This window comes from Kordiimonas lipolytica (genome assembly GCF_001550065.1).
In genome coordinates this window covers 57,557-75,511 of sequence record NZ_LRUB01000007.1, presented here as the reverse complement: position 1 = coordinate 75,511, position 17,955 = coordinate 57,557, and the positions used below count along the sequence as shown (strand labels likewise).

Annotated in this window: 18 protein-coding genes; 10 read left to right on the top strand and 8 right to left on the bottom strand. The window is 53.1% G+C overall.

Translation table 11 applies throughout. The annotated features are described in order from the left end of the window. Positions 1 to 31 precede the first annotated feature (31 nt). Positions 32 to 604, bottom strand: a complete 573-nt coding sequence (locus KORM41_RS04140) for a flagellar basal body-associated FliL family protein (RefSeq protein WP_082719738.1) — start codon at positions 602 to 604, stop codon at positions 32 to 34. Between the two features lie 334 nt (positions 605 to 938). Here KORM41_RS04140 and KORM41_RS04135 point away from each other — a divergent pair, with 334 nt between their 5' ends. The 4 genes from KORM41_RS04135 to flgH are packed head-to-tail and all read left to right on the top strand — an operon-like array spanning position 939 to position 4,257. Continuing rightward, on the top strand, positions 939 to 1,685 hold the full coding sequence (locus KORM41_RS04135; protein ID WP_068144973.1) for a flagellar hook-basal body protein: 747 nt from the start codon (positions 939 to 941) through the stop codon (positions 1,683 to 1,685). A 28-nt stretch (positions 1,686 to 1,713) separates the two neighbouring features. Next, entirely contained in the window at positions 1,714 to 2,499 is a 786-nt protein-coding gene (gene flgG, locus KORM41_RS04130) for a flagellar basal-body rod protein FlgG (protein ID WP_068144968.1), read from the top strand. A gap of 12 nt (positions 2,500 to 2,511) precedes the next feature. Then, positions 2,512 to 3,474, top strand: a complete 963-nt coding sequence (gene flgA / locus KORM41_RS04125; protein ID WP_068144965.1) for a flagellar basal body P-ring formation chaperone FlgA — start codon at positions 2,512 to 2,514, stop codon at positions 3,472 to 3,474. Between the two features lie 15 nt (positions 3,475 to 3,489). Beyond that, a complete protein-coding gene (gene flgH, locus KORM41_RS04120) occupies positions 3,490 to 4,257 on the top strand; it encodes a flagellar basal body L-ring protein FlgH (protein WP_068144963.1) in 768 nt (255 codons plus the stop codon). A 190-nt stretch (positions 4,258 to 4,447) separates the two neighbouring features. Here flgH and dksA read toward each other — a convergent pair whose 3' ends face one another. Both dksA and KORM41_RS21495 read right to left on the bottom strand, forming a co-directional pair. After that, positions 4,448 to 4,885, bottom strand: coding sequence for an RNA polymerase-binding protein DksA (dksA, locus tag KORM41_RS04115; protein WP_068144960.1), 438 nt, complete (start codon positions 4,883 to 4,885; stop codon positions 4,448 to 4,450). A gap of 173 nt (positions 4,886 to 5,058) precedes the next feature. After that, entirely contained in the window at positions 5,059 to 5,487 is a 429-nt protein-coding gene (locus KORM41_RS21495) for a flagellar assembly protein FliX (protein WP_082719737.1), read from the bottom strand. 211 nt (positions 5,488 to 5,698) lie between these two features. Between KORM41_RS21495 and KORM41_RS04105 the strand changes: the two genes are divergently transcribed. The 4 genes from KORM41_RS04105 (at position 5,699) to KORM41_RS04085 (ending at position 9,061) form a co-directional block, all read left to right on the top strand. Beyond that, complete coding sequence (locus KORM41_RS04105; protein ID WP_068144955.1) at positions 5,699 to 6,826, top strand: flagellar basal body P-ring protein FlgI; 1,128 nt, start codon at positions 5,699 to 5,701, stop codon at positions 6,824 to 6,826. After that, a complete protein-coding gene (locus KORM41_RS04100; RefSeq protein WP_082719736.1) occupies positions 6,826 to 7,158 on the top strand; it encodes a rod-binding protein in 333 nt (110 codons plus the stop codon). The genes KORM41_RS04105 and KORM41_RS04100 overlap by 1 nt, the downstream gene beginning before the upstream one ends. 1 nt (position 7,159) lies before the next feature. After that, complete coding sequence (locus KORM41_RS04095) at positions 7,160 to 7,645, top strand: hypothetical protein (RefSeq protein ID WP_068144951.1); 486 nt, start codon at positions 7,160 to 7,162, stop codon at positions 7,643 to 7,645. A 585-nt stretch (positions 7,646 to 8,230) separates the two neighbouring features. Next, on the top strand, positions 8,231 to 9,061 hold the full coding sequence (locus KORM41_RS04085; RefSeq protein WP_068144944.1) for a flagellin: 831 nt from the start codon (positions 8,231 to 8,233) through the stop codon (positions 9,059 to 9,061). Positions 9,062 to 9,181: 120 nt separating this feature from the next. Here the strand turns inward: KORM41_RS04085 and pseC are convergent, their stop codons facing one another. The 4 genes from pseC to KORM41_RS04065 form a co-directional block, all read right to left on the bottom strand. Next, complete coding sequence (gene pseC, locus KORM41_RS04080) at positions 9,182 to 10,381, bottom strand: UDP-4-amino-4,6-dideoxy-N-acetyl-beta-L-altrosamine transaminase (RefSeq protein WP_068144940.1); 1,200 nt, start codon at positions 10,379 to 10,381, stop codon at positions 9,182 to 9,184. Positions 10,382 to 10,389: 8 nt separating this feature from the next. Further along, a complete protein-coding gene (gene pseB / locus KORM41_RS04075; protein WP_068144937.1) occupies positions 10,390 to 11,427 on the bottom strand; it encodes a UDP-N-acetylglucosamine 4,6-dehydratase (inverting) in 1,038 nt (345 codons plus the stop codon). Between the two features lie 69 nt (positions 11,428 to 11,496). Next, on the bottom strand, positions 11,497 to 13,509 hold the full coding sequence (locus tag KORM41_RS04070; RefSeq protein ID WP_082719735.1) for a hypothetical protein: 2,013 nt from the start codon (positions 13,507 to 13,509) through the stop codon (positions 11,497 to 11,499). Between the two features lie 4 nt (positions 13,510 to 13,513). Beyond that, complete coding sequence (locus KORM41_RS04065; protein WP_197420955.1) at positions 13,514 to 14,737, bottom strand: ATP-grasp domain-containing protein; 1,224 nt, start codon at positions 14,735 to 14,737, stop codon at positions 13,514 to 13,516. Between KORM41_RS04065 and KORM41_RS04060 the strand changes: the two genes are divergently transcribed. After that, positions 14,675 to 16,543, top strand: a complete 1,869-nt coding sequence (locus KORM41_RS04060; protein WP_068144929.1) for a thiamine pyrophosphate-binding protein — start codon at positions 14,675 to 14,677, stop codon at positions 16,541 to 16,543. The genes KORM41_RS04065 and KORM41_RS04060 overlap by 63 nt on opposite strands. Further along, positions 16,540 to 17,292, top strand: coding sequence for a 3-oxoacyl-ACP reductase FabG (gene fabG / locus KORM41_RS04055; RefSeq protein WP_068144926.1), 753 nt, complete (start codon positions 16,540 to 16,542; stop codon positions 17,290 to 17,292). The genes KORM41_RS04060 and fabG overlap by 4 nt, the downstream gene beginning before the upstream one ends. Positions 17,293 to 17,318: 26 nt before the next feature. On the opposite strand, the gene KORM41_RS04050 is transcribed toward fabG, so the two are convergent. After that, positions 17,319 to 17,867, bottom strand: coding sequence for a hypothetical protein (locus KORM41_RS04050; protein WP_156431888.1), 549 nt, complete (start codon positions 17,865 to 17,867; stop codon positions 17,319 to 17,321). Positions 17,868 to 17,955: the final 88 nt, after the last annotated feature.

Sequence of the window (17,955 nt, the reverse complement as noted above, 5' to 3'; positions counted from 1 at the left end):
CTCTTTCACCCAGAGGTGTCCCCCGAAGCGGTCAGCTACCCTGCACCAGGAATTCTTGGAACAACACATCCTTGACACGCGTTGGCGCTACAGCCTGATTGATCCGCATCAATAATTCTTCCTTCAGGCGGAAAATGCCTGCAGCTCCAGCCAGATCTTCCGGCCGCAGTTCGCGCATGTAGGCATTAAATTCATCGAGAATACGGGGCATCTTGGCTTCAATATCCGTGCGGTAGCTTTCCCGGTCGATCTCGAGGGCGATGCGTACACGCAAGAAACTTGTGCCCTGCCCGCCGGTATTCAGGTTATATAACTGTTCCGGCAAATCGACGAACAGCAGCTTCAGTTTTTCCGCTGGTTGATCCTCTTCAAGCTGCTCATTTTCACGTTTGGCTGCAGCTTCCTCTGCCATTTGCTCCAGAGCTTCATCCTCGGGGTCCACATCGTCACCGCCTCCGAACAGGGTCACTGCACCAATTGCAGTGAGCAAAGCCACAACGAGCCCGGCTATAATAATGACAACCTTCTTGCCACTGACCTTCTTCCGTTCAAGTCCTTCGACAAGCTCGGCTTCACCCAGCGCTTCTTCCATTCCGTCGGACATAAGCGATCAATACCTCTTGAGTGCCTGATATGGGACGCGCCCATTCGAAATCATTTCGACTTTATCTTTATTGATACATAGTTAACAAGCCGTGAAATAGTCGTAAAGAAATCCGGCGGAAAAGCTGAGAAAAATATCACCACTGCAGCGGGCTTTTCTTTCCCACCTGGGCAAATCCTGTGGGCAAAACATGCTCCTCCACCATCCAGACATTTTCAAAAAATAAAATAAACCATTGATTTGAAACAATAAAAAATATTGGCACAGTTCATGCTTTTATCTCGGCAAACGATAACTGCGAAAAGCAGCAAACTGCGAATGCAGGAGAAAAGTTATGGATACCGCACTGTTTGTCGGGTTGGCTCATAGAAGCGCGCTGAAAAGGCGCATGGATGTTGTTGCACATAATATCGCAAATATGTCGACGGCAGCCTTCAACAAAGAAAGATCTGTCTTTCGTCAACACTTGATTGACGCTCCAGGCGCGGCCGGTACGGTCGGCGGCAAAATCGCCACGGTTATGGACCATGGCGTTGTCCGGAACCTGGAAGCCGGGACAATGATCCCAACGAGCAACCCACTTGATATCTTTATTAATGGGCGTGCCTACCTTTCTGTTCAAGGTGGCGACGGCCAGACCGTTTACACGCGAAACGGCCGGATGACCCTTGATTCCGAAAGAAATCTGACGTTGCTCTCAGGTGAGAAGATCCTGGACGAAAACGGCCAGGCCATTCAGTTTGACGAAGACGACATCGATATCAGCATTGCTACAGACGGTTCGATTTCCACCAACAATGGGGAAAGAGGCAAGCTTGGCATCGTGTCTTTTGCCAACGAGCAAAACATGAAACGCCGCGGGAATTCTCTGTATGAGACTGACCAGGCGCCTCAGCCACCAGAAAACATGACCGAATTTACCATCCGCCAAAAAGCGTATGAAGGGTCAAATGTGAATCCCATCGAATCCATGGTCGAAATGATTGACGTGATGCGGGCTTATGAAAACGCCAGCAAGCAATCAGGCGGCATTGAAGAGATGCGGAAGGATTCCCTCAACCGCCTGGCTCAAGTGAAATAGCCAGGATCAATGAGGAAAGGATAGAACGATGAAAGCACTTAGCACAGCAGCAACAGGCATGTTGGCCCAGCAGTTGAATATCGATGTTATCTCGAACAACATCGCCAACATGAACACCACAGGTTTCAAACGCGGCCGCGCCGAGTTTCAAGACCTTCTGTACCAGAACATCGAACGCGTGGGTGCGAACTCCTCCGACGCCGGCACCGTTGTCCCAAGCGGCATTCAGGTCGGCGTGGGCGTCCGTACCGCTGGCGTATACCGTATTACCGATCAGGGCAGCCTGCAGAACACCGGCAACATGTTCGATATCGCGATCAACGGCCGCGGGTTCTTCCACATCCAACTGCCAGACGGCCAGGATGCCTATACCCGCGCTGGCTCGTTCCAGATTGACCAAAACGGCCAGCTCGTGACCCCTGAAGGGTACGCGGTGCAGCCTGCCATTAACATCCCGCAGGATGCCATTGACGTTACCATCAACGAGCAAGGCGAAGTGGCAGTAAAACAGGATGGCCAGACCAACCCTGCCGTTGTAGGTACGCTTGAACTGGCGATCTTCCCGAACGAAGTTGGCCTTGAGGCCATCGGTGGCAACCTGTACCTGGAAAGCCAGGCGTCTGGTGCCGCAGTGCCCTCTTCCCCTGGTCAGCCAGGTTACGGCACCGTATTCCAGGGCTTCCTGGAGCAATCCAACGTGAATGCCGTGGGTGAAATTACCTCCATGATTTCGGCGCAGCGCGCCTATGAGCTGAACTCCAAGGTCATCCAGACCGCAGATGAGATGCTCCAGGCTGCCAATAACCTGCGCTAATAGGAGACACTGATGCGGAACTGTAGCACAAAAATCATCACTGCCCTGGCCTTCAGCACCATGCTGATGACAGCAGCCCCAGCTGAGGCGGCGGAACTAAAGGCCGCGCCAATGGTGGATGACGCTGTCATCCGCTTGGGGGATCTGTTTGATGACGTGGGCGACAAGGCCGCAGAAATCATCATGCAGGCACCAGCACCCGGCGAAGCCGAAAAACTGAACTCCTACGACCTTGACCGGATCGCAGAGGACTTCGGACTGGACTGGGAACGCCCCAATTACCTGCGCACTGTCATGATCCAGCGTGACGGCGTTGCCTTCTCGCTCACAGACCTCAACGACCTGGTGCTGGATGCAGCAAACCAGCAAGGGTTGACCCACGATGTTGAAGTAACTGTATATGGCAGCAACCGTGGCCTCTATCTGCCGACCACGGCAAGCCTTGCCGATATTGAAATCGAACGCTTCACCTTGAGCGACCGTATGGACCGCTTCAGCGCAACCTTGCTGATTCCCACCGGTAGCGCGATACCCAAGAAGCTGAAGGTCAACGGGACACTGCAGGAAGTGCGACTGGTACCGATGCTGACCCGGCTGATTGCCCCTGGTGAAGTGATCACTGCGCAAGATATTGCCTGGAACCAGTACCCAGCCAAACGCCTGAACCGCAATTCTGTTCTGGACCAGCAAAGCCTTGTCGGCCAGACGGTCCGCCGCCCGCTTCAACCCGGCCAACCTCTGCGTGTCAATGACATCATGGCCCCCGTAGTTGTGGCAAAAGGCAGCCTCGTTACCATGACCATCCAAAGCGGTGCCCTGAGCCTGAGTGCCAGTGGTCGCGCCCTGGAAAACGGTGGCGACGGCGACACGATCCGGGTCATGAACATCAAATCCAAACAAAGCGTTGAAGCAAAAGTTATCAGCCCCGGCCTTGTGAAGGTCATGAGCAACAGCTTTGCGCTTGCCGCCCTCTAACGTCGGAGACTTGTAATGATTAAGAACGCCTTACGCAAAATTGCCCTCACGGCAGCCCTCGCGTCCCTCGCGGCGTGCGGTGCGGCAGATCGGATCTCGAACATCGGCAAAGCGCCGGACATGACGCCAATCAAGGATATCAAGGCGCCTGTGGCCCAGCGCTCCATCAGCCTGCCGATGCCAAACAATACTCCGGACAAATATCAGCCAAACTCGCTTTGGCGCACCGGCGCCCGCGCTTTCTTCAAGGATCAGCGCGCAGGCAATATCGGAGACATCCTGACGGTGAATATCGATATTTCCGACAGCGCCCAGATCGGCAACTCTACCTCTCGCTCCCGCGCGACTGCGGAAGATGCAGGCTTGTCCAACTTCCTGGGCCTTGAACAGAAAATCGGCAGTGCCATTCATGGTAGCGGCGAGGGTGCTCCGACCGTTACGCCAGGCTCGCTGGTGAATGCTGACTCAACAACCTCTTACGAAGGAACCGGCAGCGTAAACCGGTCTGAGGCCATCAGCCTCACGGTCGCTGCCATCGTTACCGAAGTGCTGCCAAACGGCAACCTGGTGATCCAGGGCCGCCAGGAAGTACGAGTGAATTTCGAGAAGCGCGAACTGCTTCTTGCCGGGATTGTGCGTCCTGAGGATATCTCTAGTTCGAACACCATTTCGCACACCCAAATCGCCGAAGCCCGCATTAGCTACGGGGGCAAAGGCCAGCTAACCGATGTCCAACAGCCACGTTATGGGACCCAACTGTACGACATCATCTTCCCATTCTAATCTGACCAAACCAAGGAGGCGTCTAACGCAGGACTTAGGAACTACTTACCGAAATAAAGCCAACTTAATTCTGCATACAGTGCAGTGGCCGGAAGCCCCGAGGGGTTTACCGGCCTCTTTTTTTGCCCCCCACAGGCAATAAAAAGGGAGCCGCAAAGCTCCCTTGTTCAAACTCTCTAATCTCTGATGATTAGTCGTCGCGGTGCACTTTTTCGGCCCGTTCGTGTGCTTCCTGGGCTTCAATCGTCATCGTGGCGATCGGACGGGCGTCCAGGCGGCGCAGACTGATTGGCTCGCCAGTTACTTCACAGTAACCATATTCGCCCTCTTCGATACGGCGCAGCGCAGAATCGATTTTTGACACCAGCTTGCGCTGACGGTCGCGGGTACGGAGTTCAACCGACCAGTCGGTCTCAGAAGAAGCGCGATCTGCAATATCGGGCTCACGCAGATTGTCTTCCTGAAGGTTGTGCAGTGTCTCAGCGGACTCCCTGAGAATGTCCTGCTTCCAGTCATTCAGCTTGCGGCGGAAATATTCCAGCTGAAGCGGGTTCATGAACTCTTCGTCTGGCGACGGTGTGTATCCTTCTGGCAGCTGGATCTTTTTCGCTGTCATCGTCTCGGTCATTGTCACTCCCTAACAAACCAAATCTGGACCTTCGCCTCGAATTCCCCCGAAGGCCGAGAGCAATACATTCGGGGGGTTATATAATGATTTCCGCCCCACAGCACAAGCTGTAATAAAAACGGACGCACCAACGATCTTGTGATGTACAGGAAAAAAATAATAAGGCTTTGATTTTAAACGCCTAGTTTTGCCAGCTCAACTTCGGCCCGGAGCTCGATATCCGCCAGGATTTCATCCAGCTTCTTATCATCTGTCTTGCCGCGCTGATTCCTTGCCATATCCGCAAGGCCCCGAAGCTTAGGTGCAGGAATGGCCCCCAGAAGAATACCTTTGCGCACTTCCTCAAGAAGATCGAGCATCTCTTCAGCACGTTTTAGGCCTTTTGAGCGACGCTCTGTCGCGTCCGGTACACCCTGGAGGGCAATCACTGCATCAAGGGAAGCTATAGGCCCTGCGGCCCCTGCCCCTGATGCTGCGCCGGATGCGGAACTCTCTCTTGTTCCGGAAAGTTCGCTGGCAAAGGCCGACCCACCACTCGCACCCTTGCGAGAGGTCTTTTTGACCGTCTTTGACTGAACTGAACCGGAACCAGAGATCTTCATGCGTCTAATTTATTCCTTGAAGAACGGATGAGCAAGCATTGCTACACCCAACCGGCAGATAATTCCAATTCAATAATAGCCCAGAATTAAAATCCTTAAAATTCAACAAGTTAAACAGACAATTCAATTGGCACGATATTCGCATTGTTGGAGGCGAGATAGAAATAAGCGGCAAAATTGGCCGCACATGAATCAGTAAGGGTGCCAAAGCATGTTTTGCAAATCGAAAGTTCGGACCGGTCTGACACTGATGGTTGCCTTCCTCTTTCTGGGGGCAATGCCTGCCGCACATGCATCTTCGCGGATCAAGGATATCGTGTCTATCGAGGGCATTCGTGAGAACCAGTTGATCGGTTACGGCCTCGTTGTGGGCCTGAACGGTACGGGCGACACGCTCAGGAACACTCCTTACACTGAACAAAGCCTGACTGCGATGCTGGAACGTCTGGGCGTGAACGCCAAAGGCGAGACCATGCGCCCGGAAAATGTTGCCGCAGTTATGGTAACCGCCAATCTGCCGGCCTTTTCCCGCCAGGGTAACCGCATCGATGTCAACGTAAGCTCTATGGGTGACGCTCAGGATCTCAAGGGTGGCACGCTGCTCGCGACCCCACTGATGGGCGCAGACGGTGAAGTTTATGCCGTGGCCCAAGGCGCCATTGCGGTTGCAGGTTTCAGCGCACAGGGCGAGGCTGCCTCCGTCGTTCAAGGCGTACCAACAAATGGCCGTATCGCAAACGGCGGCATCGTAGAGCGTGAAATCCCATTCGAGCTGTCTGACATGACTTCCGTGAAGCTGTCGCTCCACAACCCGGACCTGACAACAGCCCAGCGTGTTACAAGCGCTATCAACCGCCAGCTCAAGAACAATATGGCCCGTGCGCTCGACCCGGCTACGATCCAGATCGACCGCCCAATCGGCTATGAATTGGCACTGGTGGACATTCTGACCCAGATCGAGCAACTGCCGATCAAGCCAGACCAGAAAGCCCGCGTAATCATCGACGAACGGACAGGCATTATCGTTATGGGCGCGGAGGTTCGGATCAATTCCGTGGCCATTGCACAAGGCAACCTGACCATTAGCGTTTCCGAGGAACCACAGGTGTCCCAACCTGGTGCCTTTGCCCAGGGTGGCCAAACCCAAGTGGTACCACGCAGCTCAGTAACGGTGGAAGAAACCGGCACAGAGAAGCTGACCATTCTTGAGAACGCTGTAACGCTTCAAGACCTTGTGGACGGCTTGAACGCCTTGGGCGTTGGCCCCCGCGACATGATTTCCATCCTGCAGGCCATCAAGGCCGCGGGTGCAATGCAAGCCGAAATACAGGTGATGTAATGCAAGTCGTTTCCGTAGATACAGCTCAGGCACAAGCCATCGACGCCCAGATCGGCGCCGCAAAAGCAGGCCTCCAGAATGCCGGATCGTCTGACGCGACCAAACGCGCAGCCCGGGAAGCGGCTGAACAGTTCGAAGCTGTTTTCATTGCCCAGATGCTTGGCCCAATGTTCGAAACAATTCCGACCGATGGCCCGATGGGCGGCGGTCACGCCGAAGGCATGTACCGTTCGATGTTTGTGACCGAAGCCGGCAAGGCCATCGCCAAGCAAGGCGGCATCGGTATTGCCGATCAGGTTTATCGCGAGCTCTTGAAAATGCAGGAGGTTTGACATGCCACTGGATAATCAAACATTGCCAGAAGCCCCCCAGCCCGCAGAGCGCCCTACTCTCTCTGGGCACAGCGCCCGCCTGGCGAAGCTGACTGTGCAACTAAAGGATTTGATTGCTCGCGAAACAGAGCTTCTCAAGGAACGCAAACCACAAGAAGCCAAGCGGCTTCACGGCGAAAAAAGCCGTCTGATGGCCGAATATAAGGACACCATCGGAAAGTTGAAGGTCAATGAATATCAATTGGGAGACAAAGCGTCCCCTGACCGCAAGTACCTTCGCCAACTGACCGATGCCCTGCGTGAAACAATCCGGGACCATGCGCGTGTTGTGTTGCGGCTAAAGTCCGTCACTGAAGGATTGATCCGAAGCGTCGGTGAAGAAGTCAGCAAAAAAAACAGCCCTGTTGTTGGGTATGGTCGCAATGCATCCATGCGGGCAACTGGGCCAGTCAAGCCGACTTCACTAAGCCTCAACCAGGTTATATAGCCCCTTAAGGCCCAGACATGCAGGCCATCACCCCACACACGCTTCCCTCACTGAACCAGAATGCAGGCCTGCCGATCAGAGCCACCCTGGGGAGGCTTGCCGGCCAGGCAGCCTTTTTAAATGAGCTGTTCAAGGCAGCTGGCCGTCAAACGCCACAGCCCTCTCATGCGACGGGCGAACCCCTGCGCCCCGTTACCTTTTTCCCGTTGGCCGCGTCCGGCGCGGCAACAGCAGCGGCAACGCCCACGACTTCCCGAAGTAAAAAGCACAAGAAGAAGACTCTCGGTAGCCCGTCCGGGGGCACGCCCACAGGGCTTACGCTCGACCGCCGCTGAAGGTCCATATCTGCCTATCTCCCACTTAGCCAACTCAAGACCCGGCAGAAACTGCTGCCCGATTCTGCCTTGGCCTGCAGATTCCAACAGGACCATTTTTGCCGACAATTTTTTCGAAAAACTAAAGATTCATTTTTATCCTTATATTTCAATGGCTTATTGCAAGTTAAAAACTGGCACACCTGTTGCATTTAGAGGGGAAAGCCGAGAGATCGGTTGGGTAAAAACGTCATGAAAAGGAGAGGTTCAAATGACCTTTTCAATTAATGTAAACGCCAGCGCCCTTGATGCGCTTCGCAACCTGAATTCCACCAGTAAGGATCTGGAAGTTACCCAGACCCACATTAACACTGGTCTCAAGATTTCGTCTGCAAAAGATAACGCAGCCGTCTTTTCTATCGCGCAAAAATTGCGTGGTGACCTTAAAGGTCTGAACGCTGTTAAACAGTCACTTGACCGCGGTATTTCCACTGTGGACATTGCGCTTGCAGCAGCGAACGCCATTTCCGACCTCCTTTTGGAGATGAAAGAGAAAGCCGTTGCCGCGGCCGACCAGGGCCTTGATAGCACAAGCCGGAACGCCCTGTCGGAAGACTTTGCGGCTCTGCGCGATCAGATTACTACAATCGTCAACAATGCCGAGTTCAACGGGTCGAATCTGATCGACAGCGGCACCGATGCGATTGTGGCCATCACCAACGCCGATGCAACCCAGACTCTGACTGTTGACCACCAGGATTTGACGCTCGGTAGCGCAAATATTCCGATCTCTGCCGCTCAGGACATTTCGACGCAGACTGCAGCAGCGTCTGCTGTGACCGACTTGGGCAATGCCATCAACAACCTGAACTCTGTACTGACCAGGCTTGGCGCAGGTTCCACTTCCCTTGAACAGAACCGTAGCTTCGCCGGCAAACTGGCCGATGTTATCGAGGTAGGTATCGGGAACCTGGTCGACGCAGACATGGCTAAGGAAAGCGCCAACCTCCAGGCTCTGCAAGTGAAGCAGCAGCTGGGTATTCAGGCACTGTCGATCGCCAACCAATCACCACAGTCCATCCTCTCCCTCTTCCAGGGCTAATGATGGCACATCTTCATGACGTAATTGCCAGCGTTGTACCCGGGCTTCAAATGAAAGCCCGGGGCTTCGCCCAAGCGATAACCTCGTGAGTTTCTATTCAGACTTTCTGAAATCCGGCGCTTAGCGCAATATCTTCCCCAGACACTCCACCACGCGGGCTACGTCATCATCAGACATTGCCGGGAATATCGGCAAGCTCAGGACACGCTCATAGTAGCGCTCAGCCCCTGCAAAACTTTGCTTACCATAGAGGCCTTCATAATAGGGCTGCGAAGAAACGGGGATGTAATGCACCTGTGTTCCCACCCCCAGCGCAGACAATTCCGACATCACTGTCGCCCGGTCTTTCTTTTGCGCCTTAAAATCAATCAGGATCGGATAGAGGTGCCAGGCAGAATCCGCCAGCTTTGTGCACGGAATTGGCACCACACTGTTTAGATGCGCCTCAATCTGCCTGTCATAGATTGCTGCGATTTCTCGTCGGCGAGCCACAAAAGAACCCAGCTTTTTCAATTGACTAAGTCCAAGCGCACACTGAAGATCAGTCGCCCGGTAATTATAGCCCAGCTCCTGCATTTCATAGTACCATGGGTTAGGCTCTCCTGAATCCGGAGAAAACGCGGCCTCTGCCTGTTGCCAGGCTGAAGGATCACGCACCATGCCCTGACTGCGCAAAATTCTCATACGCGCCGCAAGCACACTGTCGGAAGTGGTGACTACGCCCCCCTCCCCCATCGCTATCGATTTGACAGGGTGTAACGAGAAACAGGCCAAGTCCTCGAAAAGGCCGTCTCCTGGCGCGCCAGTAACCGAACCTTTATATGACGCCCCAAGCGCATGACAGCAGTCGGTCACGATAGCGACCCCTTCTGCTCGGCAAAGGGCGGAAATTTCTTCCATATCGACACATTGCCCGTTCAAATGAACCGGCAAAACGGCCTTGATCGGACTTGATGCCCGCGCAAAAGCTGCCTTAAGCGTTTCTACTGTCAGAAGGCCGGTGTCTGGGCATACATCGGCAAATACAACGTCTGCGCCAGCCATGCGAGCAGCATTGGCGGTGGACAAAAATGTCACGGTGGGCACGATAACGGCATCGCCGGGGCCAACATCCAGCCCTATCATCGCAAGATGAAGTGCTGTTGTTCCATTTGAACAGACGATGGCCTCTGACGCACCTACCTGATGGGCAAAGGCCTGCTCAAATGCTTCTACCTGGGGACCGCATGTCAGTGCGCCATTCCTGAGCACATCAACGACAGCAGCAATATCATCCTCATCTATTTGGTGCCGCCCATACGGTAGAAATGTATCTGCCATTTTTCCTGCTACTGCCCACCTTCGGGGATCGTCTTGAGGACCTCTTTCAGCTCTTCCGCAGACATCCAGCTGTCATTCTTGTCACTGACGTATTCAAACCCCTCCGGCATGGTTGGATATCCCTTTTCTACAAGCGTCGGTCGCTTCCAGAAGCTCCATTCCGGCTCAATGACATAACGATCACCCATGTCCACGGTGTTATAGGCATTGTGCTCCGTGATCATAATTTCGTGCAACTTTTCACCTGGCCTGATACCTACCTTTTTCTGTGGCATGTCAGGAGCGAGGGCTTCGATCAGGTCTGTAATCTTCATCGACGGGATCTTAGGTACAAAAATTTCCCCGCCTACCATGATTGGAAGACAGGACAACGTGAAGGCGACAGCTTCCTCAAGTGTGATCCAAAAGCGTGTCATACGCTCGTCCGTAACCGGAAGTTCTGTCGCGCCCTGCTTGAGAAGGCCGCGAAAAAACGGGATTACACTGCCCTTCGACCCCAGTACGTTCCCATACCGAACAACCGCAAACCGTGTGCCAGTACCCGAAGCCAGTGAATTTGCAGCAACAAAAATCTTGTCAGAAGCCAGCTTGCTGGCACCATACAAGTTTATCGGGTTCACCGCCTTGTCTGTCGACAGTGCGATGACCTGTTTCACTCCCGCACGGATCGAGGCCTGAACCACGTTTTCTGCGCCAATCACATTGGTCTTGATGCATTCGAATGGATTATACTCGGCAAGCGGCACTTGCTTTTGCGCAGCGGCATGAACAACGATGTCCACATCCCGCATTGCCATCGTCAGGCGATCACGGTCGCGAACATCACCTATGAAAAAGCGAACTTTCTTCTGTTCCTCAGGGGACAGGGAATGCTGCAATTCAAAATGGCTGAACTCACCACGGGCGAATAAAATGATCCTACGAGGATTGTAATGGGTCAACAGTCGTTTGAGCAGTGTGCGCCCAAACGAACCGGTCCCACCTGTGATAAGCACCGACTTGCCTGCAAGATCACACTTAGATTCGTCAAAGGATAAAGTTGCCATCCGTTTGCCTCCTTGACCACTTCGACACCACCCTATCACCGGAAAATGATTTCTTAAACAATTCTTTTATTATAATAGCTTAGCTGTTTTCCCCAGAGATATACGCTGACGCAAGGACATCGGTGCAATCTTGGCGTCCAAACCCGGATCGTCGAATTTGCTGGTCTCGTCCAACTCACCAACGCTCATGTACCCGCGGAGAAAGAAGCTTCCACGCACCGGCGCGCAGGCCACCATGCCGAGGCCGGCACAATCTGCCCTCTTCATCTCAACACACACGTAATGATCAGCATCCCCAAGATATAGGCGGCCTTCGGTTGTGCCCAGGGCGGATGAAGCCGACACCAGCCGTGACACCGGCGCGCCATGGTCCACCGTAACAAGCTCGCCATCTCTGAAGAGAGGATAACGTTCAAGCACCTCTCCACCATTGTGGGTGGCATAAAACAGCGTCTTCCGATCAAAAAAGTCGGGATTCAAAGTTACAAACCCGAGCCTTTTGGATGCGGCCTGCGCCATCAACTCATTGCACTCATAACTGATGTCAACGGTACGCGCCTTCAGGTCCACACGTATCGTCTTGTGAATCCTACTGCCTCCCGCGGCGATTCTCGCAATAATTTCCACCTGCCCCGTTGATACACAGCAGGCTACCTCTGGCTCGCACTTGGCAAGATCGGTTACCTTGTGAGACAATGCCGGCTCGATCACAAAGTGGCCGCTGTAGAAATCAGCGCCATAAGCGATATCTTCAAAGAAACCGTGAGCCAGCGTTCCTATGACCCCTTCCTGTGGTAGCTTGCCAGACAAGGCAACGCCCGCTGCCCCAAGGCCAAATGACTGAATTGCAAGTCCACGCTGCATATTCAGAACAAGGTGGGCTCCATCCCCTTCAATAGAGAGGAACCGGCCCACCCGTTGGACCGAGAGATTGGGCGGCAGGTCGGTGCCCCTGTCGCTCTGGGGTTCCGGTTCCCTGACCTCTATGGCAGGCAGATTATCGGCGAGTTCCAGCCAGCGCTTGCCTGTAATATGAGTTCGGTAGTCGCTCGCCCACATCTGACACAGCTGCCGCCAATCATTCTGCGTAGGCGCCAAGGTGCCGTCAGCGAAGCCCTCATATAGCCGCCAGCAGTGGGTATTAAGCTTCAAATCGGCGCGTCCTGTCAGCCCCCAGCGTGTCAGATTATATTTCCTTTGCTTTTTTACCGGCACAGGTACTGCGCTGGTATCAAGACGCAGAGGCGGCGACTGGCCATCTTCAAGAGCGGCAAGGGCTTCCCTTGGCAGAGCCAACACAACATCGTCGCTTTTTTTGAGACTTGTCAGCAGCAATCTAATGCGTTCGAACTCGCTAATGGCCTCAAGCTGCGCCTCTGCCGCGAACCGCCCGGGGCGATAATCAAACACTTCGGCGTCACTGGTATAAACAGGGATTGCCTTGGCCCCACTGTTGATTTGCTCGGAAAGGAAGCCAAAATATTCTTCAGCAGTCAATTCCCCGTGGGCATAGCGCTGAAACTTCTGAAAAGAAATCGCGTCGGACCAAATGACCGGCAACTCTGTGCCGCAAGCTCCGGCAATCATTTGTGGCCGTTGGGAGAACGTCTTTTCCCAATTCTTGTTGTGGCTGGCAGGCTCCGCCCAGTCCATCATAACGGCATCAAAACCTGCCTCTTTATAAAGCGGCAGGAGACCACTGGAATAAGCCTGTTCATTAATCAGCGCGACAGTGGGGCGACACCCTAACAACGCTTCATAGTCATCAAGGCCCAACTTTAGGTTCTGGCGGGTCAATTCTGCCGGCACAAGCGGCCCGATAATCTGGCAGAAACCACTGCCAATCAGTTCAACTTTTCCCTCTTCGACCAGAATTTTCAGCGTTTTGACCCAGTCGGGGTCAATCTTCTGAACTTCAAGAAGCGTAAAACTTGTAACTTCAAGGCCAATCGGGACTTCTTCCTGCGCTAGGCGCAACAAGGGCCAATAACAGCGCTCTACAACGGTCTTGCGTTCTTCTACTTCAACTGATGAAAAAGCCAGATTGAGGTGGAAAACTGTATATAATATGGGTCCTGGCATGCTTTTAGCTAATATCCAACTTGATCAGGTTCAATGCTTCTTGAGCTCTCAGCTGGGCGTCCTCCCGATTTTCTGCTGTGGTAATCACCATCCCGAGGGACCCACCGGAATTGGTAGGCAGCTTACACTGCGCTCCTGGAACCGCCCAAACAATCAACTTTAAGACGCCCGGTGCCCTCCCCGCTGCGTCAACCCCAGACAGACTGACAACCTCTCCCTCATTCGCAGGAAACAACAACCTGATGCATACATGCCTGTTCTCTGTCGGTTGCAAGTCCTGATCTGTCACCGGCAATCCTGTAGCAAGCTTACCGGCCAGCGTCACGAGCTCAACCCCAGTGGAATAGGGAATTTCGAAGGTACAAAGGTGCCCGCCAGACAACCGGGCTGCCAATTCAATAATATAAATCTTTCCGGTCCTGTCGACCACAAGGTCCCCTTTAACTGGGCCGGAAGCAATATCTAGCGCTGCCGAGGCCGTATCAAGGACTGCCCGAACCTCTGCCACGATATCATCTGACAGGCTGGTCGGCAGATCGCCCCCGTTTTCAATGACATAAGGCGCATAGGTTTCCAAAAACTCATAGTTTCGGTCAGCCATACCGAGGGTATGAGTGATACCATCTATCACGAGGCTCTCTGTGCTCAACTGGCGCCCCTCAATAAAGCGTTCCGCCATGACGCGATCGGTCGGAGAATGGGTCAATGCGTGCTCATAGGCCCATTTAGCGTCCCCTCCAGAATCTAGTATTGAAACCCCCTTGGAACCGCGGCTATCGACAGGTTTTACGACAATCTTGTCCCAACGCTCCACATAATGGTGAAGACCCGACACATGGGTTACCAATGCGAAATCCGGCACAGCGACGCCCGCGCCATGGAGGCACTCTTTCATTGCCACCTTGTCGACCATTCGGTCGGCTACAGGAACAGGCAGCCCAGGAATTCCGATGTGCTCCGCAACACGGGCGCCCACATGGGGCGCATCAACAGCAATAACGATCAAGCCGTCAATCGAACGTATATTGTTGTGAAAATCTGCCACGGCCGGAACACATTGGTCAGCATGATAAATGCTTGCAACAACCGCTGCGTCAGCAACTTTGAAACAGGGTGCTTGGCTATCGCCGTCGCATACAACAGTGAAGAACCCGGCCTCCTTCAATTGGATTACACCTTCAACTGCTTCCAAGCCGCCGCCAATCAACAATATGGTTTTGCGTCCCAAAAAACTTCCTTTCCGCGCCTTCAAGATTCCTGTAGCTTCACTCTAAATGCGTATATTAATGAAGAAAAATCAATCAAAACCAAGAAAGATGATACCGCTGTGGCCCTAGGTGCAAAAGTCATTGCTGATTTCCTCAAGGAAAGGGGAATAAACCGAGTATTCGTATATCCAGGTGGCACGATCGCCCCCGTACTGGACGAGCTACATAAGCTCGATATTGACCTTTTTGTTCCCAAACATGAACAAGGCGCAGGCTTTGCTGCTCTGTCCGCCGCGAAATTGACAGGTGAACCGCAGGTTTGCATGGTCACTTCGGGGCCCGGTGTAACGAATGCAGTCACTCCCTTGGCGGACGCCTTTTTCGACTCTGTCCCAGTGCTCTTCATAACCGGACAGGTCGGCACTGGGGATCTTGCTGGAAGCCCAAAGCTACGCCAGAGAGGGTTTCAAGAAGTAGATACCCCCAGCCTCTGCAGACCTATTGCCAAGGCCGTATTCCAGCCCCATAGCCCAGATGACCTTTCCGACACTTTGCATAAAGCCTATCAAGTGATGTTGTCAGGCCGACAAGGCCCAGTGGTTCTTGATCTACCAATGGATGTCCAGCGATCTGCCACAGATCGAATAGCGCCTACTACTGCAGCAGAAACACCTACTGCCGCCACAGAAATTGACGAAACAGCCATCCAGGAAATCGCCGGCAAACTGGCTTCTGCAGAGCGCCCGCTCATCCTGGCAGGAAACGGTGTACGGATTGGTGACGCCATATCAGAGCTTAGGCAACTGGCGGAACAATGCGGTTGCGGTGTTAGCCAGAGTTTACCGGCCTTGGGTGTTTTTCCTACTGCGCATGCCCAAGCATTGGGATTTCACGGCCACACTGGTAGCCAGGCCGCAGGAAAAGCGATCCAGGAAGCCGATGTAATCCTGGCAATTGGCACTCGCCTGGACGTACGCCAGACAGGAACAGAGTTGAAGTATTTCGCTCCAGATGCCTGGAAGGGCCGAATTGATATCGATCCCACTGAAATAACCCATAGCAGAGTGCCTTGCGACATCACGATTCAAAGCGATGCAAAAACAGGACTTCAGGCGCTGTTGAGTGCCCTAGAAGTTAAACAAATCTCAGAGAAAGCTTCTTGGCTAAGCAGGATAAAGGATCTGCACAGTGAGCACTGCTACCGCTTCGACCATTCTAAGCTGAAGCCACAAGCGATTATTGAGTCAGTCAGCAATCAGGTCAATGCCACACAAGTCATTGTTACATCTGGTGTTGGCTCCCACCAACAATGGGCCGCGCGCCATTTTGACTATGACTTGCCATCTCGTTCATGGCTTACTTCAGCAGGTCACGGAACCATGGGCTATGACCTTCCGGCAGCCATTGGCGCCCAACTAGCCATGCCGGACGCTCATGTCATCTGCTTTGTCGGGGACGGGTCTTTACAGATGAATATTCAGGAATTGGCGACAGTTGTTGAACACGATCTACCGATCAAGATTTTCCTTCTGGACAATGCCCGCCTGGCTATTGTTTCCCAGTTCCAGTTGTTTAACTGGGAAGTTGACCTGACGACCGGCGACAAGAAAAATCCAGATTTCGCTGCAATCGCGAAAGCCTATGGGATGACAAGCTATACGCTGTCGGACCCCGCGCTAGTTGAACAAACCGTTTCTAATGCTCTTGCGACTGCGGGCCCATGCCTTGTTCATTGTATGATTGACCCCTTTGAGGATGTATCGCCCATGTTGCTTGCTGGCCAGAAAATTGATGAAATGTGGCACCGAGAAGGATTGGATGCATGACCCATCTCAAGGGAAAAAACGCTTTGGTGACAGGTGGATCGCGCGGCATTGGGGCTGGCATTGCCCGCGCTTTGGCTGCCGCTGGTGCCAATGTGGCACTGACGTTCCACACTGAAGACCAAAAAGCCAAAGAGGTAGTTAAGCAAATAGAAGCGGATAAAGGTGCAGCAATTGCACTACCACTGGAAAATGGCAACCGCTCTTCAGCTGAAGCTACCATTCAAGCTGCCACAGACCAGTATGGCAGTCCGGACATCTTGGTGAACAACGCCGGGATGGCGCAAGAGAAATCATTTATGGATCTGACGGATGCTGACTGGATGTCTATGCTGAATTGCAACTTGATGGGGGCAGTTCAACTCATTCAATTATGCTTGCCGTCCATGCAGGCTAAAAAGTGGGGACGCATCATTAATATCGCTTCCATTGGAGGGCAATGGGGTGGCGAGCGCCAAGTCCACTATGCTGCATCAAAAGCGGCACTGATCAATCTGACCATGTCTATGGGACGTCTCTATAGCAGGGATGGCATTACCTGTAACGCCATCGCCCCCGGGCTCGTCCCAACAGACATGACATCAGCGGAACTCGGGGATAACGCCAGTAAAGCAAAACTCTCCAGCATCCCCGCGGGTCGGCTGGGGCGCACCGAGGAGATTGCGCAATCATGTGTGTTCCTAGCCAGCAAAGATGCAGGGTATATATGCGGTCAGACGCTTAATGTGAATGGCGGCATGTACTTCGGTTAACACTACGGCCTCAAGCGACTAGACGTTCATAGCACACCATATTTCCGCAAATCTTCTTCACCTGCTGTTTTCATGATGTTGTATATGGTCTCTTTCTCATCATCAGAGAAATATGCTTCACCTCGCCCTCCAACGCCTTTGTTGAAGCGCACTTGGTCTGTTATACTGAGGGTCTTGTCCAAGGCCGCTTGAACTTTAGCGTCGGTATAGGAGTAAATGGGGTCAAAATGCTTGACTAGGGCTGCCAACAATTTCTCTGACGTTTCGGAAAGATCCCTGAACGTCATCCAGAGCGGTGCGGTTTTACCCAATTCCTCACACTCCCTCGTATACCGCAACCACTTGCAATAAAAGCGGGAATACCAAATTGGCGCGACATGAACCAACGCGTATCGTTTCTCTTCCGCTGTCATATCCGTATAGAGTTTGCCTATGTCCATTACAAACTCAGAATTTGCCTCATCGGGCTCATTAGCCTCAAGCTTATTCATTGCGTTGATATAGCTTACAAGCGTAATCAATATGTTTCCCGTCTGAATACCGACACGGATATCAAACGTGTCTATCATATCCACAACAGGCCCATTGGGCTACATATGACAATGCATAACCGCTGCACGAGGCCGAGCTGCGGTACCAACATGCTGGTTGAAAATAGTTGGA